Genomic DNA, 24,558 nt, shown 5'->3' on the forward strand with positions numbered 1-24,558 from the left:
CCTCATTATGCGTTTTTCATGATGACGCTTTGCAGGGTGCTGGCTACATCTTGACAGTAGTCGGCAATATCCTCCAACGTTTCGTAAATTTCTTTATACTGAATCACTTTAATCGGATCCGTTTCCTTTTGGAATAAATCCTTCAATGATTCCCGATATAAATCATCACACTTACTTTCATAGTCTTTGATTTTAATGGCGTGCGGTCCTACATCCTTCAGTTTGCTATCCGCAATTAATTTTAAAGATTGTAGAATCTCTTCTGTACATTTCAATATATTATGGGAAAATTGGTCCACATAACCATTCGCTGAATAGATTTGATAAATATCCATGAGACCTGTAAACTCTTCCATCCCATCCACGACATCATCCAGATGCATGGTTAATTCTAAAATATCTTCCCGGTCAATTGGCGTAATAAAGGCATCATTTAAATCCTTAATAATTTGGTGTACCTTATTGTCTGCCTCTGATTCATAACGTTTAATCGTATTGGCGAATTCCTTTAACGTTGTATTATCCTTCACTTTATAGTGAACAAAATACTCCGCCGTTTTATTCAGATGCTCCGCAAAATCGACAAGATACAACAAAAACTTATCTGGTTTCTTTTTAAACATGAGAAAGCCCTCCGTCTATAATTAAACAACATACTTCCCTATTATATACCCTTTGTACATCTTAGCACAAACCACAAATCGCTATCATACGACAAAATTTTTCGACGTTTTTTTGAACGGGAATAGCTATGTATAGCTTGAACGAAATGGCCGCTTTTATCCGATTGTTCCATTTTCTTTCTCAACAAAAAAAGCGTCTGGCATCTCATCAGGATACACAGACACTTATATATTAATCAATTTTCAGCTAGACGTAAATATTTCATACGCCATTGCAGCCATTGCCGTTCTCTCGTTTTACGTGGCAAAAACTGACGGATATCATACTCATTGTAACCAACTTGAATTCGTTTATCATCGATAATAATCGGACTGCGCAAAAGCCCTGGATGCTTTTGGATGAGATTTAATAACTCAAGCAGTGATAATGTATCCAAATCCAAATCTAAGTCTTTAAACACTTTTGAACGCTTGGAAATGATTTCATCCGTACCATCGACTGTTAATCCAAGAATCATTTGTAACTCTTCAATGGTAATCGGATCTTTTTTTATATTGCGTTCTTCATATGTGATTCCATTCTTCATCAGCCATTCTCTTGCTTTCCTCGTCGATCCACAGGGTATTCCAAAAATGGTAACATCCATGTAGCAATCTCCTCTCGTAAATCAAAATAGGTGCAAGCGGAACCTTTTACTATTTTGTTTCCTTGTACAGGCCTTGTTTCAAAAGCTGCATTTCCAGATGATAGCTTTCCAATGCTTGTTCTAATGGAATGTTTTTCGCCAGCTTATTAATAACACAACGAAATGTAACCATTCCAAGCAGCTGCATGACATGATACAACTCTATATCTGATTTAATATTCAGGTTCTGCTTGTCAATTCGGCAACTGATTTCCTTAAATTGCTCTGCAGTGCCGTTTCCATTGAAAATACGGTTGAACATATTTTCAATTTCATGTGTCATATTCAAAAAAGCATTCTTAAGAAAAAGTAAGCTCTCCCCTTTTGCCAGTTCAACAATCGTTAATTCTGTAATTCTGCTCATTGCTTGGAATAAATCGCCGTTTTCCTCTTCCAGTACTTGCCTGAATATCGTTTTTTTCTGCTCAACCTGGATACTTAATAGATAAAAATAAGCGTCCTCTTTATCCTCAAAGTATTGATAGAAACTACCTCTAGGAATGTTTGCTTCCTTCACGATATTGGATATGGATGCATCAAATAACGGCACTCGGGAAAATTCCTTTTCCAATGCATGAAGCAACAGGTCTTTCTTATCCTCTGGCAAATTAAAAAAGGTTTGTTTTGGCATCTTTCATCCCCCAGTTTCTGCCAAAGTGTGCACATCATTTATTAGTGGATGAATATGGCTCATCCATGTCATGCTCCTTTTCTTCTTCTTCCTTTTCCAAAAAGGAGGTAAAATGATTCATCATTAAAAATGGCTGTTCTTTCACCAAGGAAACATAGCGCTTTTTAAAACTAACGGAAACCATATCACTCTTCATGATTCGATTCGTAATATAATCCGCGCTGCGCTTTAACATTTCTTTTTGCTGATATTTTGCTTCCTTCGACAAAGCCAGTCCAAACGCGCCGATGACACCATAAACAAGAATCATCGGAATATGTTTTTCCGGCATGACAAACAGCAATATAATAAGGTTAATAAACGAAATTGCAACGAGTGGAAGTGACCACATTCTATATTTGGAAGCTCGCTTCATGAACGGTGCCATGACCTCTTCCAGCTTTAATAATTCTTTTTTTGCGTAGTTTGGCATCTTTTCATCACTCCTATTCATCCACAGGCAAGTGGCTGCCCAATATGCATACGAAAATAAGACGCCATTGGTTCCCAGATTATTAAAAAAAACACTTTTTTTAATCTACTTTTATAATAGATGACAACTTGTCATCTGTCAACCGTTTTGTGACAGATTGTCACCTATTTGTGAGAAAATCTCAAACTAAAGCGAAACGAGGCCGGAATGAAGGTTGAGGAAAACTTCTGAAGATGATTTTTCGAAATGGTTTAAGAGGAAAAAGCCTTTTGTTTGTTAGGAAATGCAAAAGAGCTGAGACATCATCTTTAACAAAACGGTCCTGTTTATCGCGTAGGAAAATCCCAGTTTATTTTCCAGATTGGCTTCACTTCCAACGGATATTAATATGGAGTAGATTGATGGAGCGAACAAATGAAAAGGAGTTCCAGCATGATTTATGTACTGAAACTCCTTTTATCCCGCCTTAATAGGCAGTAAGACCCCCCACTTCAAGATTTGAAGATGAAACAAAAAAGATAAGTGGGGGATCAACTTCCCGTAAAGGTCCAATTCTGTTCCACTAACATGCAGTGGGGCAGGTAGTGCCCCCACTGCATGAAGTTTCACTTAATTGTGTTTCATTGGGTTATGTCCCAATTTCTTTCGTTACAAAGCTTATTTAATGGAACCAGCATAGATTTGTCCGCTGCCTGATTCAATGATTTTGAGCATTCCGGAATGCTTTAAGTAAATACTTTTCACTTGGTCGCGACCATTTTTCAAGATAACAACACGCTTGTTGCTGTTATCCGTTGCAACCCATTTATGATCAAAGCTGTTCACATCAACATGATTTGCAATGGTTGTGTATTCTGGAAGCTGTTCCAATGTCTGTGAATCAGCTGAATTTGCATCTTGTTTATGGCTTTGTTGCTTGTCTGATGAAGTAGGTGCATCTGTTTTTGCAGATGTGTCACCTTGTATATGTGTAATAATTGGACGGTCGCCATGCTGTACATCAATGATTTTATGCAAGCCCTCAGCCTTTACAAAAATACTCTTATATTGCGCTTTGCCGTTTTCATCCGTTAATAAAATAATTCGTTTATTGGCATTGTCTTCCTTAATAGATGCTTGCAGATTTTCTAAATCGACATGACTATTCAAGCTGTCATATTCTGTTAAAGCAGAAATGTCATCCGAAGTATGTACGACCTTTTCCTGCTTTTGTTCAGTTGGTTGTTCCTTTTGTACTTGCTGATCTGCTTCTATTTGAACGTTAGGCTTTTCTTGTGTATCTGCTTGTGCTTGTACGCCGTACGCGACACCACCTAATACTACTGCTCCACATAATGCTGTTACGATTAATTTTTTCATGTTGTTTCTCTCCTTCGTGATTTGATATTTCTATCCTATCTGCAAAAGTTTAGAGCCCGCTGTGAAAAAAATGAGAAATTGATGAGAAAAATAATTTCTGTTCATTTCTTTATTTACAATCAAAAAACGGACCCGAGCATTTGCAATTTCCCCTGCAGCTCGCGTCCAAAGTTATCTCGTTCTATTCAAATGGTAAATACCTTTTTGCTGGCGCAATGTACAACCATTTTTCTTCATGATTTGAATCATGGGCTCATTCACAGCATCTGTACTGCCAACATAATAACTCGCACCCATATTTGCCAAAACCTGAAGTGTTTCCCGGTGAATCTCCGCTCCAATCCCCTCGCCACGACGCTCCGGAATAACACCAAAATAAAACATCCGTCCTTCATCACTCGTTCCTGATTCAATATGTGGAATACTGATTCCCACCGGTTTTTCATCTTCTAAGAAATACATACAGCTGCTGCGCCAGCTTTTCCCAAGTTCATCCTGAATGGATTGCATTGCTTGCGCTATCGGCTGACGCTTATTTTTATTTAAAGATCCACTGCGACATCGTTCATATAAATCCATGAACCCTGCTTCACTTAGCTGTCCACTTGCTAGTGTTTCCCGTGAGAACCGCAATTTCCATCCTTCAAGTTGCTGTAAATCTCTCGTATATTCTACGATACGTGATACTTTTTGAAATCCTTTTGCTATTAATTGCTTTTCCTGCTGCTCCACCATTAATAAAGAAAGATAGGCCGCATTTGTTTCTCGCCAATCGGCAATAAGCTTCGTTAAATGCGCTTCATATTGTGCTGCAGACTTATCATGCAATAGATTCTGATCCACCAACCAATATCCATCCTGAATAATCGTATGAAATAACATCGCCCCACCCCTTTACTGAAAATTATACATGATTTAATTGTTTGCCACACGCTGTTCATATTCCGTTCATGAAGAACAGATAGGATAGATATTGTAATGAAACAGGAGGTGCTTCCCATGAAAATGGCATGGAAAGAAATTAAAAAAAGTAAAGCAAAGTTTATCATACTTGGTTCCATCGTTTTTCTCGTCAGTTTACTCACTTTTATTATCTCAGGTCTTGCCAATGGGCTATCCATGGATAATGCCGCATTAATTAAAGATATGCCTGCAGGGCAATTTTATATGGACGAAAATGCGAAGGAAACATATAATCTATCCAAAATTGATGAAGATACAGAGAAGCATGTGCACAAGGAATATCCTGATGCAGCTGCATTCTCTATCCAGATGGGATTTGTAGTGGATGGAAATGATGATCAGCACAGTGTTTCCTTTGTTACATCCACCGAATCGGATCTGTTTGAAAATGTGAACGACGGAGAAATTATTCTTGATCGTTCCATGCAAGAAGACGGCATTCAAGTCGGTGATAAGCTAACAAACAACCAATATAGTGGTGAATTTACAGTGAAAGGCTTTGTCGATCAGAAAAAATATAGCCATACCCCCGTCGCCTTCATCAGCATGGATAATTATAAGGAAATGTACCGCACCAATCATATGCAGCTGCTATTTATCCCAGGTCAGGATAAAGCAGAAACGATAAATGGTTTAGAAGCTTTTTCAAATACTGCATTCTTGGATACCATTCCTAGCTACAGCGCAGAACAAATGTCATTAAATATGATTATTTGGTTTCTCGTCATCATTAGCGGTATGTTATTCGCAATCTTTTTCTACATGATGAACGTACAGAAAATTGGTCTGTACGGTATTTTGAAAGCAATCGGGGTAAAAACAAGAACCTTATTCGGCATGATGTGGTCCCAAATGCTTTTGATTACCGCTATTGCACTCGTTCTGTCCGTCTCATTCAGTCATCTATTTAATCGTGTGGCACCTGATGGTATGCCATTCGATCTCGGGCTAGAAACAACCCTGCAATTATCCGGTTTGTTTATCGTGATCGGATTCATCGGGGCAACGTTATCCGGCATTCAAATCAAGCGTGTAGAACCACTTCAGGCTATCCAGCAAGGAGAGATGTAATATGACAGCTTTTACAGTAGAAAATGTAAAAAAAACCTTTACCAATGGTGAAATAGAAGAACAAGTGTTAAATGGCGTCAACTTAGCTTTAAAAGAAGGAGAAATCACAGCATTGGTTGGTGCCTCCGGTTCTGGAAAAAGCACGCTGCTAACGATAGCTGCAGGCTTACAGCATGCGTCAGCTGGACAGGTTATGTTCCAAGGAAAGAACCTAACGAACATGAAACAAGAAGAAATCCGTAAAGTGCGTGCCCAGGATTTCGGGTTCGTATTTCAGGCATCTCATTTGGTTCCTTTTCTCACCGTAGAGGAACAGCTTTTGCTCATGCTTGATGTATCCGAAAAACGAATGCATAAACAAGAGAAAAAGAAACGCATCACAAGCATGCTTCAATTAGTGGAAATGGAACACCGTAAAGACGCCTACCCTTCCTCTCTATCAGGAGGAGAAAAGCAACGCGTTGCAATTGCACGTGCCATCATTCACGAACCAAAGCTATTATTCGCCGACGAACCAACTGCAAGCCTGGATTCAAAACGTTCCCAGGATGTCATGGAGCTTATTCGTGAATTAACCAAAACACTACACATCACGACATTAATGGTTACCCATGATGAAGAGATGTTACCATATGCAGATCGAATCATCACCATGAAGGATGGTTTAATCGTATAACCGCCGCAGCCATAGCTGCCAGGCGGTTTTTTCTTGTAGGAAATGACAGCTTGGCATATGATATGGAAGAGAAGATTTAGACACAGAGGAGCTGTAATCAATGAATCGGAAAAAATACAGCAATTTAGATCATAAAGATGCCCTAGCGTCTTTTAAAGATTTACGGCAATGGCAAAAAGAAAGAAGAGCGAAAAACAAAGACTTTTCCTTCCAGGTGCCAGTGACTACACATCCGGAAATTGGATTCTTAGCAACCAACCGCTCCATTCCTACTATTACCTGGATCGGCCATTCCACCTTCCTCATTCAAATAAACGGAAAAAATATATTAACAGATCCCGTGTGGGCAAGGCGGCTTTCCTTTTACAAACGACTTTCCCCGCCAGGGCTGGCACTGAAGGAATTGCCGCCGATTGATTATGTACTCATTTCCCACAGTCACTATGATCACCTGCATCTGCCCACCATCAAAAAGTTAGTAGGCAATCCTACCTTTTTGGTACCAGCAGGCCTTGGAAAATGGTTTTTACGAAAAGGCTTCAAGGAAACTGTAGAATTCCATTGGTGGGGTACATTAGAGACAGCAGGCCTGAAAATCGCCTTCATACCCGCCCAGCATTGGACAAGGCGCACATTGACAGATACAAATCGTTCTCATTGGGGAGGATGGGTGGTAGAGAGCACTGGTCACCCTACCATTTACTTTGCTGGTGATAGTGGTTATTTCCAAGGCTTCAAGCAAATTGGAGAAGCCTATGACATCGATTATAGTCTAATGCCAATTGGGGCCTATGAGCCGGAATGGTTTATGGCCGCACAGCATGTGACACCGGAAGAAGCGATTCAAGCCTTTGTGGATTCAAAAGGAAAACAAATGATCCCAATGCATTATGGTGCCTTTTATTTAGCAGACGATACACCCAAGGAAGCTTTAGACAGACTTTACGCTGGGTGGACGAAGAAAAAGCTTCCTGAAAATCAATTACTCGTTCCAAAGCTTGGCGAAACCATTCGACTTGCTGCAAAATCATCAACAATTTTGTGACAATCAACTGTTTCCATGTAAAAAATGGTAGGATTAGCTTATTAATGCACGTGAGGAGAAGACCAGATGAAAAAGATCATTCCGCTTGTATGTATACTGGCATTATTAACCTTTGCTGCTGGATGCGGTGCTTCAGAAGAAGAAAGTAGCGAGGGTTCCCATGCAGGACATGGTGATCAGCGGCAAACAACAGAAGGTGCTGATGTATTGCCTGACTTTCTAGCAGAAAAACCAGAAAACATGCAAACCCTGTACCAGGCTGTTGCAAAAAGTAAGGATTTATTAACCTACATCCCATGCTATTGCGGTTGTGGCGATACCCCATTTGAACATAAAAGTAATTATGAATGCTTTATCCATGACAATGAAAAGAACGGCGCCATCGTGTGGGACGACCATGCAACAAGATGCCAGGCATGTCTTGATATTGCAGCTGAATCCATTATTGATTACAGTAATGGAAAATCCATTCAGGAAATCCGCGACCAGATTGATGAAGCATATCAGGATGGCTATCCAGAGCCAACCAAAACTCCAGCACCACCAAAGGCTTAATACTTAACGAGCCAGGATAATGAACAGGATGAAGGTTCTAAGTCTTGCCATATAAAAAGAGCGCCATCAAGGTCGCTCTTTTTTCATGAGGCTCATTCGTCTTCACAATCGGGATCGCCTAATTCTGTTTGTATCCGTTGTAAGAAATCCTCTGCAGCATTATATCCTTGCTGCTTTAAGTACCAGCTTGTCGCTGCTGCTTCAATTAAACCAGCTACATCCCGTCCAGGCTGCAGCTGAATTTGGATATGCGGCACCTGTACATCCATATACGTCGTATGCTTGTCCGCGACCTCCAACTCATTATTCAAATCTTTTTTCTTCCATTCCACTAATTCGATATCTAAAGCAATACGCGTCTCATCTTGAAATGCTTTAATTCCATATTGGTACACAACATTTAACAATCCAATACTACGCATGGCGAGTAGTTCTTTATTTTTACCATTATGTGTCCCGAGCAAAGTTTGCGGACTTAGTTTTTTTAATACGACAATATCATCCGCAACGAGTCGGTGCCCGCGACGAATGAGCGTATGGGCTGTTTCACTTTTCCCTACGCCTGATTTTCCTCTTAATAAAATCCCAATTCCTGATACGTTGATGCAGACACCATGAATCGCCATTTCCTGTGCAAGCATTTTTATCATAAAGGAATCAAGCTTACCCATGAATTCATAGGTGGATTCAGTCGTACGCAGTAATGGAATTTGATAAGCTGTACAGTATTTACGTAAATATTTAAGCCCACCAAGCTGATTGGTTACAATAATGCACGGTGGATTGTACTTCATTAAATTGCCAATTCGCAAATCCCTTTCATCATCTGAAAGCATATGAAGGTATTGAACCTCATTTTGGCCAAATACTTGTACATGCTCCTTCGGAAAAAAATCAAAATAATCAATGAGCTCTAATCCCGGTTGGTGCGCCTGGGCTTTGACAATTCTGCGCTGCAGGTACTCCTCACTCGCAAGCACATCCAATCGAAATTGTTTCACCAATGTTTCAACGGAAATCGTATTCATTCGTGCTGCACCTCCTCTGATGATTTATATTACGTGCCTTGATTAGAAACAGTTTCATTTTATGATAATTTTTTCACAAACTCCGATTTTAACTTCATTGGGCCGATCCCATCGATACGACAATCGATATCATGATCACCATCAATCAAGCGAATGTTCTTCACTTTCGTACCGACCTTCACGACCGCAGAACTCCCTTTAATTTTTAAATCCTTGATTACTGTAATCGTATCCCCATCCTGAAGCGGATTTCCATAGGCATCCGCCTTCGTCTCCTCCTCTTGTACTGCTTCCCCTTCTTGCCACTCATGGGCACATTCCGGACAAATCAGCAGCTCCCGATCTGCATACGTATATTCCGACTGACACATCGGACAATTCGGTAAGTTTTCCATTTCCCCATCCCCCGCTCCATTTTTCTCTTTCAATCTTGATTCAAGGATAGCTTATCACGATTTGCTAAAATGGCAACCTTTACGAAATTGGAGCTAACGGTTATCATCCACAATGCCTTCGATAATCTCGACAAACTTCATGGATGCCGGTGATAGTGGGACATGCTTCAGCGAACAAATGCCAATGCTTCTTTCCGGAATTGGCTCCGCAAGCGGCAGTTCAATCAATTTTCCTGCTTCCACATAGCCTTGTGAGAATTCCCTCGTTACACAGGCAACACCTAAATTGATTTCGGCGAACGCGAGCAGCAAATCATGTGAGCCCAATTCAAATTCCGGCGCAATCCGTACCCCCTTAGACAGCAGATAATCCTCTACATATTTCCGGGAATTGGAATTCGGCTCCAGTAAAATAAGCGGCAGCTGCGCAATTTCCGCAAGTGTTAATGGATGGTCTAATAGGTGGGCATAATCTTTACCAGCCACAAATACATCCTGGATACGATAACACGGTCGCAGTTCCAGGGCATCATCATCGAGCGGCAAATTACAAATGGCAACATCTACGCCACGTGATTTTAACTGATCGCAAATTTCTAAAGTAGTGCCATTTACGATTTTCAACTTTATACCTGGAAACTGTTCATGAAACATTTCCAAAAACGGCATCAAAAAATATCTGGAAATCGTATCTCCTACGCCAAGTCGCAGTTCACCAGCATCCAGATTCCTTAATTCCTGTATTTTCTGTTCACCGGCCTCCAACAGATTCATTGCCGACTGAACATAATCGTACAGCTGTGCACCTTCATAGGTAAGCTTCACCCCTTTGGGTGACCGATCAAACAAGCGTGTTTCCAATTCCCTTTCCAGCTGACTAATCGACTGGCTAACCGCAGGCTGTGTCATATACAGCTCCCGCGCAGCAGCAGAGAAACTTTTTTTATCACCTACATGAAAAAACACCCGATACAAATCCAATTTGGATACCATATAAGCACTCCTAATGGGCATTATGCGATATATTCATTTTACTTATACCATAAGTTTCATGTATATTACAAGTAGGGAAAAGCAGAAACTGAAAGAAGCTACAATTGTTATGCTTCCCTGTTACATGGCTATTTCAAACAAGTTTGTCAATCATCTTTTCTGCAGGCGTCGCAAGAGAATCCAGCCATATCATTTCCCGCGACAGGAAGGATTTTCCTCGTGTATACTGGACTTGGAAATAGTTGAATGTACTGGTTTTTTACAAACCGGTTGAAAATATATTATTTGGAAATCAAGGAGCGATGGACGTGGAAAGAGTTGTTGGAACCGTTGCAAGAGGACTACGCTGCCCAATCATTAACGAAGGGGACAGCATTGAAGAAATTGTCGTTGATAGTGTACTGAAAGCTTCAGAGGTAGAAGGCTTTGCATTACGTGACAAAGATATTGTATCCATTACGGAATCTGTTGTAGCCCGTGCACAGGGAAATTATGCTACTGTGGATCAAATTGCCAAGGACATTCAAACAAAATTTGGCGATGCAACCATCGGCGTTATTTTTCCGATTCTAAGCCGTAACCGATTCTCCACCTGCCTAAAAGGTATTGCAAAAGGTGCTAAAAAAGTAGTAATTATGCTCAGCTATCCTTCAGATGAAGTTGGTAACCATCTTGTTGATTTGGATTTACTCGATGAAAAAGGGGTTAATCCATGGACAGATACCCTTTCAGAAGAGGAATTCCGCAAGCATTTTGGCCATATTAAGCATGCCTTTACTGGTGTGGATTACATTGAATATTATAAATCAATTGTAGAAGCATGCGGTGTGCCATGCGAGGTTATTTTCTCCAACCATCCACGTACCATTTTAGACTATACCAAACATGTACTTGCTTGTGATATCCATACCCGCTTTCGTACCAAACGGATTTTGAAAGAAAATGGCGGTGAGGTAATTTACAGCTTGGACGACATTTTGGCTGAACCTGTTGATGGAAGTGGTTGTAATGAAGTATTTGGATTGCTTGGCTCCAATAAAGCAACAGAGGATTCCGTCAAGCTATTTCCACGTGACTGCCAACCCATCGTAGATCGCATTCACAACATGCTAAAAGAAAAAACCGGTAAGCATGTGGAAGTAATGGTTTACGGCGATGGCGCCTTCAAAGATCCCGCGGGGAAAATTTGGGAGCTTGCCGATCCAGTTGTCTCCCCAGCATTTACACCTGGTTTGGAAGGCACACCAAATGAAATCAAATTAAAATATTTGGCCGACAATAACTTCTCCGACTTACGCGGTGAGGAACTGCAGGAAGCAATTGCAGCATTCATCGATAACAAAGAAGAAGATCTGGTCGGAGCAATGGAATCACAAGGAACAACACCAAGAAAGCTAACCGACCTGATTGGATCCTTATCCGATCTTACATCAGGAAGTGGCGACAAAGGAACACCAATTGTTTACATCCAAGGCTATTTCGACAATTATACAAATTAACATATTTAAAACACGATTTGCCCAGATTGGGCAAGTCGTGTTTTTTTATTTAGTGCATTGAATCGGTTGGATTGTTGTTGTCTGGCGCGCGAGTTGGGATGCTTAACGCGCGAGTATCAGCATTCGACGCGCGACTTCAGGACATTGGTGCGCGAGTTCACCTCGGTGGCGCGCGAGTTCGCCCAGTTGGCGCCCGACTTTACCCGGTTGGCGCGCGACTTTTACACTTCCTTGCGAGACCTCACTCAGCTGGCATGACTCCTCTCCGTCCCTACCCACTTTACAAAAGTAAAATAGTTATTGAAATCGGAAACTGCCGATTTCGTGCCTTATATTACACTTCTTTCATTTCTGATTTTAAATCAATGGCAACTCGATTTGCTTTGCTTTAAGATAGAGGTAAGTTTATAGAACGGGGTGTTCCCTATGTTTCGCATTCTGTTGATTGAAGATGATCGTAGTTTATTTAGTGAAATTAGCGAGCGGCTGTCGCAATGGTCCTATGATGTGTATGGCATCACAGATTTTAATCTGGTCATGGAGGAATTCACGGAGATGAAGCCGGATTTGGTCATAATAGATATTCAACTGCCTAAATTCGATGGGTTTCATTGGTGTCGATTAATACGTTCCCATTCCAATGTGCCGATTCTTTTCCTATCCTCGCGTGAACATCCGACTGATATGGTGATGTCCATGCAGCTTGGGGCAGATGATTTCATCCAAAAACCTTTTCATTTCGATGTGCTCATAGCGAAAATTCAGGCTGTGCTTCGTCGTGCCTATAATTACAATACAGATCAACAATTAGAGGTGCGCACATGGTGTGGTGCGACAGTCAATTATGTAAAAAATACAGTGCAAAATAATCACGGTGAAATAGAATTAACCAAGAATGAAATGTTTATTCTACGTCAACTCATTGAACAAAAAAATAAGATTATTAGCCGTGAAGCATTAATTAAAAGTCTATGGGAAGATGAGCGCTTTGTAAGTGACAATACGCTAACAGTAAATGTGAATCGACTGCGCAAAAAACTAGCAGCACTACAGCTTGGTCAATTCATTGAAACAAAGGTCGGACAGGGATACATTGCATTGGAAGAGGAGCACAGTTTATGATTCGCCTGTTTTTAAGAGAACGGCTTAGTTGGATTTTATTTTTCATTGGCTTGCAAGGAGTCACTTTGCTGATCGCATATATCGATCCAACGCTTTCCTTCGCATCCATTGCATATATTGTCTTTTTAGCTACCCTTATGTTTATTGTCTTTCTTTTTATTCGCTATCATCAAGAAACACCTTTTATTAAAAGTATCCGTGATTGGGATCGTCATTCCAACATGGATGATATCACACCAGGAAATAGTCCGTATGAGCACATTATGGAGTCCGTCGTCTTGCAGCAGATGCAGGATGCTCGGAGGGAAGTGGATAAAAACCGAACAGAACTTGAACAGGAAAGAGATGATTTAACAGCATGGATCCATGAAGTGAAGACACCTTTAACAGCTATGCAGCTCATGCTGGATCGGTTAGACGACAATAAATTAAAATCCCAGCTTCAGGTGGAATGGTTGCGTATCCATTTGCTTTTAGACAGCAAGCTTCATCAAAAGCGGATGCCCTTCATTCAAAACGACCGCTACATTGAAGCGACAGAACTACAGCCATTCATTTATACCGAAATTAAATCTCTTCAGGCTTGGTGTATGCAAAAGCGGATCGGTTTTGATATTGAGTTAGAGGAAAAGGAAGTGCTGACGGATGGCAAATGGCTCGGCTTCATGTTACGACAGTTGCTAACGAACGCGATTAAGTACAGTGAGGGCACAGATATTCACATTCATTCCTATAAAAAAGCCGACCATACTCACCTAACCATTCGTGATGAAGGTCGGGGCATTGACGAAAAAGACCTGCCCAGAATTTTTGATAAAGGATTCACCTCAACCACCCACCATGTCGATCAAGCATCAACTGGAATGGGGCTTTATTTAACAAAGAATATCGCGAATTCCTTACATATAAAAATAAAAGTAGAATCTCAGCCCGGTGTGGGGACAACCTTTTGTTTAACCTTTCCGCGCAAGAATGATCTCGTCCATCTAACAGGCGTGTGACAATAATGTCACATGCCTTGTTATTTTGTTCGGACAATCGAAGGAAGAATAATAACCTATACGTTAAGATAAAGATATCAACCAAAGGAGTGTTCGGAAATGACAATTCTACAAGCACAAAAAATATATAAAAGCTATGGAAATAAACTGAATCGACAAGAGGTTTTAAAAGGAATCGATATGGAGGTGGGAGAAGGTGAATTCATTAGCATCATGGGCGCGTCCGGTTCAGGAAAAACAACATTGCTAAACGTGCTTTCTTCCATTGATAAAGTAAGTCAAGGGTCCATTCAGATTGAGGGGAATGAACTGACTGCGATGAAAGATCAGCAGCTGGCCACATTTCGAAAAAAACATCTAGGCTTTATTTTTCAGGATTATAATCTCTTGGATACCTTAACGGTAAAAGAAAATATCCTGCTGCCCTTAACGATTCAAAAGGTTTCCAAAAAAGCTGCTAACAGTATGTTTCAAGCAATTGCTGAAGAATTAGGCATTTATGAAATCAAAGACAAATACCCAAATGAAATATCCGGGGGACAAAAGCAGCGTACCTCTGCAGCACGTGCCTTTATTCATGAGCCAAGCATCATTTTTGCAGATGAGCCAACTGGTGCTCTTGATTCCAAGGCGGCTTCTGATTTACTGAATAAACTAAGTGAAGTAAATGAAAAACGAAAAGCAACTATCGTTATGGTTACCCATGATCCGGCTGCTGCAAGCTATTCGTCTCGGGTCATTTTTATTAAAGATGGGCAGATTTATAGCCAATTAAACAAAGGCGGCGAAACAAGACAATCCTTCTTTAAAGACATCATGAAAACACAAGGTGTGCTCGGGGGCGTTCACCATGACAATTAGACAGTTGATTTATCGTAATTTCAAAAAGAATTTAGCAACCTATTATTTATACGTTTTTGCTTTATTATTTAGTGTGGCACTTTATTTCGCGTTTGTTACGTTGCAATTCGATCCATCCATGGATGAGACGGCAGGTACAATTAAAGGTGCTGCAGCTATTAAAGTTGCATCTGTTTTGCTCATTGCGATTGTCGGAGTCTTTCTCCTTTACGCCAATACACTATTCATCAAACGGCGAAGTAAGGAAATAGGATTATACCAGCTTATTGGCATGACAAGACGACAAATTTTCAATATGCTAAGCGTTGAAAATATGCTGCTTTATTTTACATCCTTGTTCATCGGCATATGTATTGGATTTGCGATATCCAGATTCATTTTAATGATATTAATAAAAATTACTGGTATCGAAGCGATTGCGAATTTACATTTTTCAACAGATGCATTGATTCAGACCGTAATTGTCTTCACTATCATTTTTGGTTTTATTTCATTGATGAATTGGATCTTTATCCGTCATCAAAGCATTTTAAATTTATTTCGGGTTCGTTCTAAAACAGAAGCGAAGATTGGTAAAGTATCCTTTTTCCAAATCCTTATCGGTATACTTGGGATTGCGCTCATTGCATTTGGGTACTATGTTTCCTCCAGACTCTTTAGTGGAGATGCCACCATAGAGCGATATTTATTCTTTGCCATGTTACTTGTGCTGGCCTCTGTTATTCTTGGGACCTCTTTATTTTATAAGGGATCGATTACCTTTATTTTCTTTCTCATCCGGAAGAAAAAAGGCGGCTACTTATCTATCAGGGAAGTGCTCTCTCTGTCATCCATCATGTTTCGGATGAAATCCAATGCGCTATTGTTAACGATTATTACGACCGTGTCTGCATTAGCGATTGGACTATTGTCACTTAGCTATATTTCGTATTATTCCGCAGAAAAAACAATCTATGAAGCTATCCCGAATGATTATGCAATTGTGAGCCACGAGGATGGCATGGCATTCAGCGCGCTATTGGATGACCATGATATTGCACACACGACAACAGAAGTCGACTTCACCATTAGCCATGCCGATTTACATGACGTGCTGGGAGAACATGCAGAGGATTTTGGTTTTAAAGTAAATGATACGCCTATGATTGTAGTTAGTGATAAAAATATAGACACAATCGATTTGCAGGACAACGACACGGTATTTATTAATTACAGTAGCTCTATCATGAATATACTCACATTCAACGATACTGGTACCGTTCAATTGTCTGGAAAATCAGATGCCCATGACTTGAAATATCAAGGTTTGGAAGAAGTTTATATCTTGCCATTTCGAATTACATCAGGCGGCTTTCCAGTGGCAGTTGTGTCTGATTCCGTCTTTCACGAGCTGCAAGCAGATGAAGACCCTGACTTGGAACCCTTTTTCCAGGATTTTGTAGGAATTGATTTGAAGGACAAAGCAGATGTCGACGAAGCGGAAGAACTTTTCCACCAAGATATCAGTCAATATGCAGGAAATGAATCACGTACTGCTTCCTTCCAGTATCAAAAGGAAAACATGGGTATTACGATGTTTGTCGTCGGTTTTCTCGGACTTACCTTCCTCGTTACATCCGGATGTATTCTCTACTTTAAACAGATGGGTGAAAGTGAAGAGGAAAGGCCAAATTATACCATTTTACGAAAACTAGGCTTTACAACGAAGGATTTACTTACCGGGATTAAACGCAAGCAGCTATTTAACTTTGGGATACCACTCGTTATCGGGCTTTGCCATAGTTATTTCGCCGTTAAATCCGGTTGGTTCTTTTTCGGAAATGAAATGCTGACACCAACCGTCATTGTGATGCTGATCTATACAGCGTTGTACTCGATATTCGGCTTCTTATCGGTACTATATTATAAAAAAGTAATCAAATCCGCACTTTAAATGATTAAAAACAGCATCTACTACCAACGTTAGCCTGAAGTAGATGCTGTTTTTCATGTTCAAGATGGGATTAGTATGCCCGCCCGTTCAAGTGCTTGACAGGCGGCGATAATTTTTTCCATGGAATCTGCCTCTAACGTATGTAAATGGATTCCCTTCGTCAAGGTCGATAAATAAGCCGCCTCTGTTTCCGTAATTCGTTGCACAAATTGGTCGACTTCCATTCGATTACCAACCATAACGGAAGCAGTCAAATCCCCATACACCGCATGCTCAACAATGACATCCTTCACAAAGACACCGTGATCAACGAGTACATACAGCTCTTCCTTTGTTTGTTCCGGTGTATGCTGGCACACAATAATTTGTGTACAAGCTGCAGGCTCAGCTTCCCGATCAACTAGTAAATATCCTTGGCTCGTTGCAATTATTGGTATTTTCTTTGCTTTCATAATGGAAACATCCTGTACAATCACCTGCCTGCTAACACTGGTTAACTGAGCAAATTCACTTCCTGTAATCGGATGGTCTGCATTGGTTAATCGTTCCAAAATAAGTTGTTGCCTGTCACTAGAAGACATCTTTTTCTGAATCATGCTGCTCCACCTTTCCCGTAACTTCTTTCCCTTGCCCCTATTATAGCAATACAAACAGCTATCGACAGCTTCTATCCATCAATTATAAAAAAGATACTTGTTATTTCCAGCATCTTGTGTAAATATAGATGACAAGACACTTGTTAATACATATTAAGTTTTGTCTTATGTTTCATTCAAACACTGGGAACATCGTGTTTTACATGTGAAATATTTCACAACTACAAGGGGTTACAAGAAAGGGAGAATCAACATGAATCCAATCAAATTAAGAAACAAGCTTGCAGAATTTTTGGCGGAAGATATAGGGGATAAAGATGTAACAAGTACGTCCATCTTTCCTGCTGGGCAAATTGGTAAAGGCGTAATGGTCGCCAAAGAAGATGGTGTCCTTGCTGGGAGCGATTTTATACAAATTGGATACCAGCTATTGAATCAAAGCATTCAAGTCGAACGCTTTGTCACGGACGGTTCAATGGTAAAACAGGGGCAACCCATCGCGGAAGTAACAGGTCCCATGGCTCAACTATTAACAGGGGAGCGTGTCATCTTAAATATCTTACAGCGAATGAGCGGTATCGCAACGATGACCGCCAATTATATTGCCGTCCTGGATGATCCAGCTATCCATATTTGTGATACGAGGAAAACCATGCCTGGACTGCGCATGCTTGATAAATATGCGGTTACATGCGGTGGTGGAAAAAATCATCGATTCGGACTTGATGACGGGGTCATGATTAAGGACAATCACATTGCCTTTGCAGGTTCCATCACCAAAGCGGTAGAAAAGGTACGAGAAAAAATTGGTCATATGATCAAAATAGAAGTGGAGACAGAAACGGTGGATCAGGTCCGAGAAGCTGTTGAAGCAGGCGTGGACATCATCATGTTTGATAACCGTTCCGCTGAGGAAGTACGTGCTTTGCGTCCACTTGTCCCAGCACATATCATTACCGAGGCTTCCGGCAATATCACATTGGATAACATCGCCACTTACAAGGGAACAGGTGTCGACTACATTTCACTTGGATGCCTCACCCATTCCGTGCAGGCATTGGATATAAGCCTAAATGTGGAAATAAGTGAAATGCCAGCAAGTAAACAGGGAGAGAAAGCACATGCAAAAAGCATTCTATAAATATATTGTCATCAGCACCTTACTACTTCTACTTGCCGCTTGTAGTGGAATAGATTCGCCTAAAACAAAAGCAGCAAAAAACAATACATCAAATGATGCAATAGAGGCCATGATTATTGGCGGACGAACCGGTGGAGCCTGGTCTGTGTTTTCAGAAGGAATCGCTGAATCTATTCGCCGCCAACAGGACGGTTCCATCGTTACCGTTGAACCTGGCAGCATTGTGGAAAATCCACCAACTGTTGCAACCAATAAGGTTTCCTATGGGCTATCTTATGCCATGACTGCTTTTGCTGCTTATCATGGTACGGAACCCTATCAGGAAGCTTACACGGATTTGCGGGCAATCAGCGTTGTCATTCCGGCCAATTATTATCAATTCATCGTACGGGCGGATGCTCCTTATGACACATTAGATGAAGCAATTCAGAACAAAGCACCGATACGCCTAGCTGTGGACCAACAAGGCTCTGCTGGAGAAATCATTACCCGTACCATCTTGAAGCATCATGGCATCGATTATGAAACGATTGTGTCCTGGGGCGGAACCGTCGATCACTTAAGCGGTGAAAAATCGTTCGAGCTCATGGCAGATAAACGGATTGATGCTGCAGCAGATGCACTTTCCGTACCCTCCAGTGATATTTTAGAAGCAGCTACCACCATGGATTTAAAGCTGCTTGCTTTGGAACAGGAAACCATTGAGGCTGTTGCTGCCGAGATCGGCATGCTCCCAGGAGTCATCGCTGCAGGTGGTTATGACTTTCAGACGGAGGACATCGGCACTGTCAATACACCTGTCCTTTTGATTGTGAACAAATCTGTTCCAGAAGATAAAGTATATGCCATTACCAAAGCGATTTATGAAAGCTTTGATTACTTACATACGGTACATGAGGAGTTTCGCAATTTATCGGCAGAAAACATGGCAGCAGTTGGCGATATCCCGTTGCATCCAGGTGCAGAAAAGTTTTACAAAGAAGAAGGAATGCTGAAATAAAGTGAAACTTCAATCAGTGGGGGTCTTACAGCCAGTTTACCTGTGATAAAACTTTCATGTTATCAAGCACATACCGACAATAGTCAGTGTGTTGAAATCTGTAAGACCAGGAACGACTAGACAAGACAGAAAAGAGGTTTGAAATTTGCATATCAACAAGCATTTAGCCGGTATCCTTCAAATGGGACAAAAACGCCAACTAACCGGGGTGCATCTCGGTTGTTTTTCCTTACTTGCATTGCTCCTATCCTGCTATCAGGTATGGTCCGTTATTTGGGGACGATTGGATCCTATGAACCAAATGGCTATCCATTTAGCGGGTATTCTTGCAATTGCCTTTTTACTTTATGGTTCCTCCAATCACAAAAGACCACGTTTATTAGACTATATTGCTACAAGTCTTGCACTAGCTGCCGGTATCCATTTCACCATCTATGCAGAATGGTTTGCAACGCGTATCCCGATTATGGAAGCTTTACGCCCTATAGATATCTTTTTCGGCTTGGTATTTGTCTTATTATCTTTGGAAGCAGCACGGCGAACCATTGGCTTGCCTATTGTTCTCATTGCTGGTGTGGGCATTGCTTATGCCTTATGGGGGCATCATTTACAGGGTATTTTTGGCCATCGTCCATTTACGAGTGTTGAGATATTGGATGATATCGTCTATAGCTTCAATGGATTATGGGGTTCTCCGATATCGGTTGCAGCCTCGTTCGTATTTATGTTTATTTTATTTGGTGCGTTTCTCAATCATGCTGGAGCGGGGGAGTTTTTCTTCCAGCTTTCTACTGCTATTGCTGGACGCTCTAAAGGAGGCGCTGCAAAGGTAGCGGTGCTAGCAAGTGCCTTATTTGGCTCTATTTCCGGTAGTCCAACAGCCAATGTCGTTACAACTGGCAGCTTTACGATTCCCGTCAGTAAAAAGACAGGCTATCGTCCAAGCTTTGCTGCTGCAGTGGAGGCAGCAGCATCTACTGGAGGAAGTATATTACCACCAATTATGGGGTCTTCTGCTTTTTTAATGGCAGCCATAACCAATATTCCGTATGGTACGATCGTGATTGCCGCAATTTTGCCAGGAATATTATATTACGTTTCTCTATTATCGATGGTCCATTTAGAAGCAATGAGACTTGATCTGCCGCGGACATCAGCTGAAGAAATCCCTAAGCTCGGCACTGTTCTGAAAAGCGGCTGGCAATATTTTATACCGCTTGTCGTGCTCATTGTATTTCTCGTATTAGGCTACAGCGCTTCCCGTACTGGATTTTATGCGATTTTATCCATTATTGCGGTAAGCTGGCTTCGAAAACACACCCGTATGGGCTTCCGAAAAGTAGCGACAGCAATGGTAGATGGCGCACGATCTGCCATCCCTGTATCGACTGCCTGTGCTGCAGCAGGACTAGTAATAGCAGGTATCATGTCAACCGGTCTAGGTGGAAAGCTCACAAGTATTGTCCTCCATTTAACGGCGGGAATGTTATTACCAACCTTACTACTCGTGATGTTGATTTGTATCATTCTCGGCATGGGCATGCCAGTTGCAGCAGCATATATTTTAACGGCAATGCTTGCTGCACCCGCACTCATGGAGCTTGGTGTATCCAGTTTATCTGCCCATCTATTCATTGTATATTTTTCAATTTTCTCAGCTATTACACCACCTGTTGCAGTAGCGGCCTTTGCTGCAGCAGGGATTGCAGATGCCAATCCAAATCGCGTCGGCCTGGAAGCATTACGGCTAGGAATCGTTGGCTTTATCGTGCCATTTTTATTTGTGTTTGAGCCAGCACTCTTACTAGACGGAACACCTGTTGAAATCAGCATTGCCATTATTACTGCTATTGCAGGTATTTTAATGCTTTCAGCAGGCATCATCGGCTGGCTAACGATGAAAACGACCTGGTGGGAACGAATATTGCTCCTCATCGGTGGGTTACTTTTTCTAATCCCCGGTATCTTATCGAAAAGTATTGGAAGCCTGTTCCTGCTTTCCATTTATATCATTCAACACCGAAAAGTACTTGTGAACAAACGCTCTACAGCACTTTGGCAAAAGGAAAAAATAAATCAGATTTAAGTACAACCCGCGGAATTATACAAGTCTTTCGCGGGTTTTTCTGTGAGTTCAAGAATAGGATTTGTTATTCGAACACTTCCCTCTTTTATTTCATTGCATTTTAAACCTTATTCCCATACAATCAGACCATACAAATAATAGAACGAACGGGGAAAGAGAGGTTTTATATATGAATAAGCAGGAATTAGAAGAAACAGCTGACCTGATTGCGTTGCTGAATCGAGAAAACACTCATCATATTGGATTTTGTGGACAGGATAAAGATGAAATATTAGATACATTACAGCATGATTTTTCCGATGTAGATTTGGATCGTTCCTTTGCTGTGATGAAAAAAGATGGTCGGATTACTGCAGCCCTGGGACTGGATATCAATCTGGACGATGGTTCAGCTGAAATGTGGGGCCCATTTATTCGCGAGACGGATTGGCAAAAAACAGCGACATTGCTTTGGCAGGATATTCTTAAAAAAGTAGGTACGCAGGTCAATACCTTTCACGGTTATTATCATGTGGACCATACGCGAGCTGCTGCCTTCATGCAAAGTATACACGCTGAAGCGAAAGACAGACATCACACACTAACGATTCATCGAAAAGATTTTAAATGTTTATCACAGCAATCTGTTCAGGAGCTCATCCCAGCACAGGAACCGGCCTTTCAGCTACTGCATGACCGAACATTTCCGAAAGCCTATTACAGCGGGGCAACCATTCTCACCCGACGCAATGAACAGCAAAAGATTTTTTATGCAGAAATAAACGGCAAACTAGCAGGCTATGTCTATGTAGAGGGAAATCCAACTTTTCAGGAAGGCAATATCGAATTTATTGCTGTCGCCCCTGAATTTCGTGGGCAAGGCATTGGAACAAAGCTTGTTCAGCGGGCATTGCAATTCTTATTTGACAACCTCCAAATCGAGGTTGTTACCTTATCTGTCATGGAACAGCTTTCGGGAGCTATCCAGCTGTATAAACGCGCAGGATTTCAAGAATCAAGCAAGCTCCAGCATTATATCGTGAACGTACAACTTGTCTAAAATGTAAGGAGGCTGGCATGGACATCTATCAACCACTACCCGTCGACTTTTATCAGCAGGATACATTGGAACTGGCTAAATCTTTGATTGGCTGTATGCTTGTTCATGAAACAACTGCAGGAATTTCTGCAGGTGCCATCGTCGAAACAGAGGGATATCTAGGCGCAGCGGACAAGGCTGCACATGGGTTTAAATACCGGCATACGAAGCGTACTGAAGTCATGTTCGGTGCACCAGGACACGCATATACCCACACCATGCATACCCATTGCCTCATTAATGTTGTAAGTGGCGCAATCGGTGAACCGGAATCCGTACTGATTCGTGCCTTGGAGCCATTGACCGGGATAGACCTCATGCTGCAGCGCAGACCTGTGAACAAGCTTCCGCTACTAACCAATGGACCGGGGAAATTGACGAAAGCAATGGGCATTTCTATGGCAGCCTACGGACATTCATTCTTACAGCCCCCCATTTGGATTGCCGTACCACGTGTAAAACCAAAGATAACGACTGGCAAGCGAATTGGTATTGATGGCTCTGGTGAAGCAAAGGATTACCCATACCGTTTCTGGGCAGCCAATCACCCATTTGTATCGAAATAAAGTGAAGCTTCAATCAGTGGGGCTTTTCGCACTTCCCCACTGATTGTTAGTTGAACCAATCGGGCCTTTACTGGCTGTTGATCCCACACTTACCATCTTGTTATCTACATAAATGCTTGAGGTGGGGGGCTTACAGCCAGTTAATCTGTGATAAAGTGAAACTTCAATCAGTGGGGTTTTCGCACTTTCCCCACTGATTGTTAGTTGAACCAATCAGGCCTTTACTGGCTGTTGATCCCACACTTACCATCTTGTTATCTACATAAATACTTGATGTGGGGGGCTTACAGCCAGTTAATCTGTGATAAAGTGAAACTTCAATCAGTGGGGTTTTCGCACTTTCCCCACTGATTGTTAGTTGAACCAATCAGGCCTTTACTGGCTGTTGATCCCACACTTACCATGCTTGTTATCAACAAAAATTATTGATGTGGGGGGCTTACAGCCAGTTAATCTGCGAAAAACCAGATGCACTTTTTCTTCTCCCCTCCATATGCTAGTAAGTAGGCAGATTACACAGGAGGGAGAGGATCCTATGGCAGAACAGCTAGAAAGCTTGCTGACCAAAACCCCTGAAGAAGGCTTTCAATTAGCTGTAAAGCTGGCACAAAAAGGAGTAGAAGTTACCCAGCCATCCGCAGCAATTCGGAAAAGGCTTCGACCGATTTACTCAGAAAATGCCAATAGCCTCATTCATGCATCGGAAGTAATAGCCATCCAATTCCAAACCGTTGCAGCAGCTAATAATTACTGGAAAAAATCAAAACCGAAAAAAAAGCACAACAGAAAATGATTTTTCCCATCAAAAAAAGAGCAGAAGCTTAAACTGCTCTTTTTTGCGTGAAAACAGTGACAATTATCACTGAATAGTTTGTACATACCATCTATAATAAACATATTGTATGAAAGGGGATGAGATGATGGCAGATTGGCTGACAAGCCTGCAAACGGAGACGCCACAACAGGGATTTGAACTTGCGATTACGCTGGCCAGAAAAGGGGTAGGATATACCCAGCCTGACCCAGAGGTTCGTGAAAAGCTTAGACCCACCTATGCTGAGGATGCAGATAGCCTCACATTTGCTTCCCACGTCATCGCAACACATTTTCAGACCGTTGCAGCAGCAAATAATTATTGGAAATGATTGAATGTAAGTTATGCTGAACAAAATGAGATA

General features: G+C 41.4%; 27 protein-coding genes. 17 read left to right on the plus strand and 10 right to left on the minus strand.

The genetic code is table 11. The annotated features are described in order from the left end of the window. Positions 1-5 precede the first annotated feature (5 nt). The 6 genes from DX933_RS12835 to DX933_RS12860 all read right to left on the minus strand — a co-directional run bounded on the left by DX933_RS12835 (position 6) and on the right by DX933_RS12860 (position 4,653). Positions 6-623, minus strand: a complete 618-nt coding sequence (locus DX933_RS12835; RefSeq protein ID WP_123316843.1) for a DUF47 domain-containing protein — start codon at positions 621-623, stop codon at positions 6-8. Positions 624-859: 236 nt separating this feature from the next. Next, complete coding sequence (spx, locus tag DX933_RS12840) at positions 860-1,270, minus strand: transcriptional regulator Spx (RefSeq protein ID WP_123316844.1); 411 nt, start codon at positions 1,268-1,270, stop codon at positions 860-862. A gap of 49 nt (positions 1,271-1,319) precedes the next feature. Continuing rightward, complete coding sequence (locus tag DX933_RS12845) at positions 1,320-1,940, minus strand: TetR/AcrR family transcriptional regulator (RefSeq protein ID WP_123316845.1); 621 nt, start codon at positions 1,938-1,940, stop codon at positions 1,320-1,322. Between the two features lie 34 nt (positions 1,941-1,974). Beyond that, a complete protein-coding gene (locus DX933_RS12850) occupies positions 1,975-2,412 on the minus strand; it encodes a DUF5392 family protein (RefSeq protein ID WP_123316846.1) in 438 nt (145 codons plus the stop codon). Between the two features lie 657 nt (positions 2,413-3,069). Next, entirely contained in the window at positions 3,070-3,771 is a 702-nt protein-coding gene (locus tag DX933_RS12855) for a hypothetical protein (RefSeq protein WP_123316847.1), read from the minus strand. A 171-nt stretch (positions 3,772-3,942) separates the two neighbouring features. Then, complete coding sequence (locus tag DX933_RS12860; RefSeq protein WP_123316848.1) at positions 3,943-4,653, minus strand: GNAT family N-acetyltransferase; 711 nt, start codon at positions 4,651-4,653, stop codon at positions 3,943-3,945. Between the two features lie 117 nt (positions 4,654-4,770). On the opposite strand from DX933_RS12860, the gene DX933_RS12865 reads away from it, so the two are divergent. The 4 genes from DX933_RS12865 to DX933_RS12880 all read left to right on the plus strand — a co-directional run bounded on the left by DX933_RS12865 (position 4,771) and on the right by DX933_RS12880 (position 8,081). Next, entirely contained in the window at positions 4,771-5,805 is a 1,035-nt protein-coding gene (locus tag DX933_RS12865; RefSeq protein WP_123316849.1) for an ABC transporter permease, read from the plus strand. A gap of 1 nt (position 5,806) precedes the next feature. Next, positions 5,807-6,481 carry an ABC transporter ATP-binding protein gene (locus DX933_RS12870; protein WP_123316850.1) on the plus strand — a complete coding sequence of 225 codons (675 nt, stop codon included), beginning with the start codon at positions 5,807-5,809 and terminating at the stop codon, positions 6,479-6,481. A gap of 100 nt (positions 6,482-6,581) precedes the next feature. Continuing rightward, positions 6,582-7,526, plus strand: a complete 945-nt coding sequence (locus DX933_RS12875) for an MBL fold metallo-hydrolase (RefSeq protein WP_123316851.1) — start codon at positions 6,582-6,584, stop codon at positions 7,524-7,526. Positions 7,527-7,592: 66 nt separating this feature from the next. Beyond that, positions 7,593-8,081 carry a PCYCGC motif-containing (lipo)protein gene (locus DX933_RS12880; RefSeq protein ID WP_123316852.1) on the plus strand — a complete coding sequence of 163 codons (489 nt, stop codon included), beginning with the start codon at positions 7,593-7,595 and terminating at the stop codon, positions 8,079-8,081. 92 nt (positions 8,082-8,173) lie between these two features. On the opposite strand, the gene hprK is transcribed toward DX933_RS12880, so the two are convergent. The 3 genes from hprK to DX933_RS12895 all read right to left on the minus strand — a co-directional run bounded on the left by hprK (position 8,174) and on the right by DX933_RS12895 (position 10,497). After that, entirely contained in the window at positions 8,174-9,109 is a 936-nt protein-coding gene (hprK, locus tag DX933_RS12885; protein ID WP_123316853.1) for an HPr(Ser) kinase/phosphatase, read from the minus strand. A gap of 59 nt (positions 9,110-9,168) precedes the next feature. Continuing rightward, a complete protein-coding gene (locus DX933_RS12890) occupies positions 9,169-9,504 on the minus strand; it encodes a zinc ribbon domain-containing protein YjdM (protein ID WP_123316854.1) in 336 nt (111 codons plus the stop codon). Between the two features lie 93 nt (positions 9,505-9,597). Continuing rightward, positions 9,598-10,497 (minus strand): LysR family transcriptional regulator, encoded by a 900-nt coding sequence (locus DX933_RS12895; RefSeq protein WP_123316855.1) that lies wholly within the window; start codon positions 10,495-10,497, stop codon positions 9,598-9,600. A 308-nt stretch (positions 10,498-10,805) separates the two neighbouring features. On the opposite strand from DX933_RS12895, the gene DX933_RS12900 reads away from it, so the two are divergent. The 6 genes from DX933_RS12900 to DX933_RS12920 all read left to right on the plus strand — a co-directional run bounded on the left by DX933_RS12900 (position 10,806) and on the right by DX933_RS12920 (position 16,913). Next, a complete protein-coding gene (locus DX933_RS12900) occupies positions 10,806-11,996 on the plus strand; it encodes a coenzyme F420-0:L-glutamate ligase (RefSeq protein ID WP_123316980.1) in 1,191 nt (396 codons plus the stop codon). A 77-nt stretch (positions 11,997-12,073) separates the two neighbouring features. Then, positions 12,074-12,388 carry a hypothetical protein gene (locus DX933_RS18480; RefSeq protein ID WP_190279517.1) on the plus strand — a complete coding sequence of 105 codons (315 nt, stop codon included), beginning with the start codon at positions 12,074-12,076 and terminating at the stop codon, positions 12,386-12,388. Between the two features lie 34 nt (positions 12,389-12,422). Continuing rightward, positions 12,423-13,118: a response regulator transcription factor gene (locus tag DX933_RS12905; protein ID WP_123316856.1), complete on the plus strand. Its 696-nt coding sequence runs from the start codon at positions 12,423-12,425 to the stop codon at positions 13,116-13,118. After that, the gene (locus DX933_RS12910) at positions 13,115-14,119 is read left to right on the plus strand and encodes a sensor histidine kinase (RefSeq protein WP_123316857.1); all 1,005 of its coding nucleotides are present in this window, start codon (positions 13,115-13,117) and stop codon (positions 14,117-14,119) included. The genes DX933_RS12905 and DX933_RS12910 overlap by 4 nt, the downstream gene beginning before the upstream one ends. 99 nt (positions 14,120-14,218) lie before the next feature. Continuing rightward, positions 14,219-14,980 carry an ABC transporter ATP-binding protein gene (locus tag DX933_RS12915; protein WP_123316858.1) on the plus strand — a complete coding sequence of 254 codons (762 nt, stop codon included), beginning with the start codon at positions 14,219-14,221 and terminating at the stop codon, positions 14,978-14,980. Further along, positions 14,970-16,913, plus strand: coding sequence for an FtsX-like permease family protein (locus tag DX933_RS12920; protein WP_123316859.1), 1,944 nt, complete (start codon positions 14,970-14,972; stop codon positions 16,911-16,913). The genes DX933_RS12915 and DX933_RS12920 overlap by 11 nt, the downstream gene beginning before the upstream one ends. 59 nt (positions 16,914-16,972) lie before the next feature. On the opposite strand, the gene DX933_RS12925 is transcribed toward DX933_RS12920, so the two are convergent. Further along, the gene (locus tag DX933_RS12925; RefSeq protein WP_123316860.1) at positions 16,973-17,509 is read right to left on the minus strand and encodes a transcription repressor NadR; all 537 of its coding nucleotides are present in this window, start codon (positions 17,507-17,509) and stop codon (positions 16,973-16,975) included. Between the two features lie 253 nt (positions 17,510-17,762). On the opposite strand from DX933_RS12925, the gene nadC reads away from it, so the two are divergent. The 7 genes from nadC (at position 17,763) to DX933_RS12960 (ending at position 24,525) form a co-directional block, all read left to right on the plus strand. After that, a complete protein-coding gene (gene nadC, locus DX933_RS12930; RefSeq protein ID WP_123316861.1) occupies positions 17,763-18,650 on the plus strand; it encodes a carboxylating nicotinate-nucleotide diphosphorylase in 888 nt (295 codons plus the stop codon). Beyond that, positions 18,631-19,650, plus strand: coding sequence for a TAXI family TRAP transporter solute-binding subunit (locus DX933_RS12935; RefSeq protein ID WP_123316862.1), 1,020 nt, complete (start codon positions 18,631-18,633; stop codon positions 19,648-19,650). Before nadC ends, DX933_RS12935 begins: the two co-directional genes overlap by 20 nt. Positions 19,651-19,795: 145 nt before the next feature. Then, complete coding sequence (locus DX933_RS12940) at positions 19,796-21,736, plus strand: TRAP transporter permease (protein ID WP_123316863.1); 1,941 nt, start codon at positions 19,796-19,798, stop codon at positions 21,734-21,736. Positions 21,737-21,905: 169 nt separating this feature from the next. Then, positions 21,906-22,775, plus strand: a complete 870-nt coding sequence (locus DX933_RS12945) for a GNAT family N-acetyltransferase (protein WP_123316864.1) — start codon at positions 21,906-21,908, stop codon at positions 22,773-22,775. Positions 22,776-22,792: 17 nt separating this feature from the next. Then, complete coding sequence (locus DX933_RS12950; RefSeq protein ID WP_123316865.1) at positions 22,793-23,380, plus strand: DNA-3-methyladenine glycosylase; 588 nt, start codon at positions 22,793-22,795, stop codon at positions 23,378-23,380. A gap of 535 nt (positions 23,381-23,915) precedes the next feature. Then, entirely contained in the window at positions 23,916-24,173 is a 258-nt protein-coding gene (locus tag DX933_RS12955) for a hexameric tyrosine-coordinated heme protein (RefSeq protein WP_123316866.1), read from the plus strand. 127 nt (positions 24,174-24,300) lie between these two features. Continuing rightward, positions 24,301-24,525, plus strand: coding sequence for a hexameric tyrosine-coordinated heme protein (locus DX933_RS12960; protein WP_223805964.1), 225 nt, complete (start codon positions 24,301-24,303; stop codon positions 24,523-24,525). Positions 24,526-24,558: the final 33 nt, after the last annotated feature.

This window comes from Ornithinibacillus gellani, assembly GCF_003730295.1.
In the GTDB taxonomy this organism is placed as follows: domain Bacteria; phylum Bacillota; class Bacilli; order Bacillales; family Amphibacillaceae; genus Ornithinibacillus_A; species Ornithinibacillus_A gellani.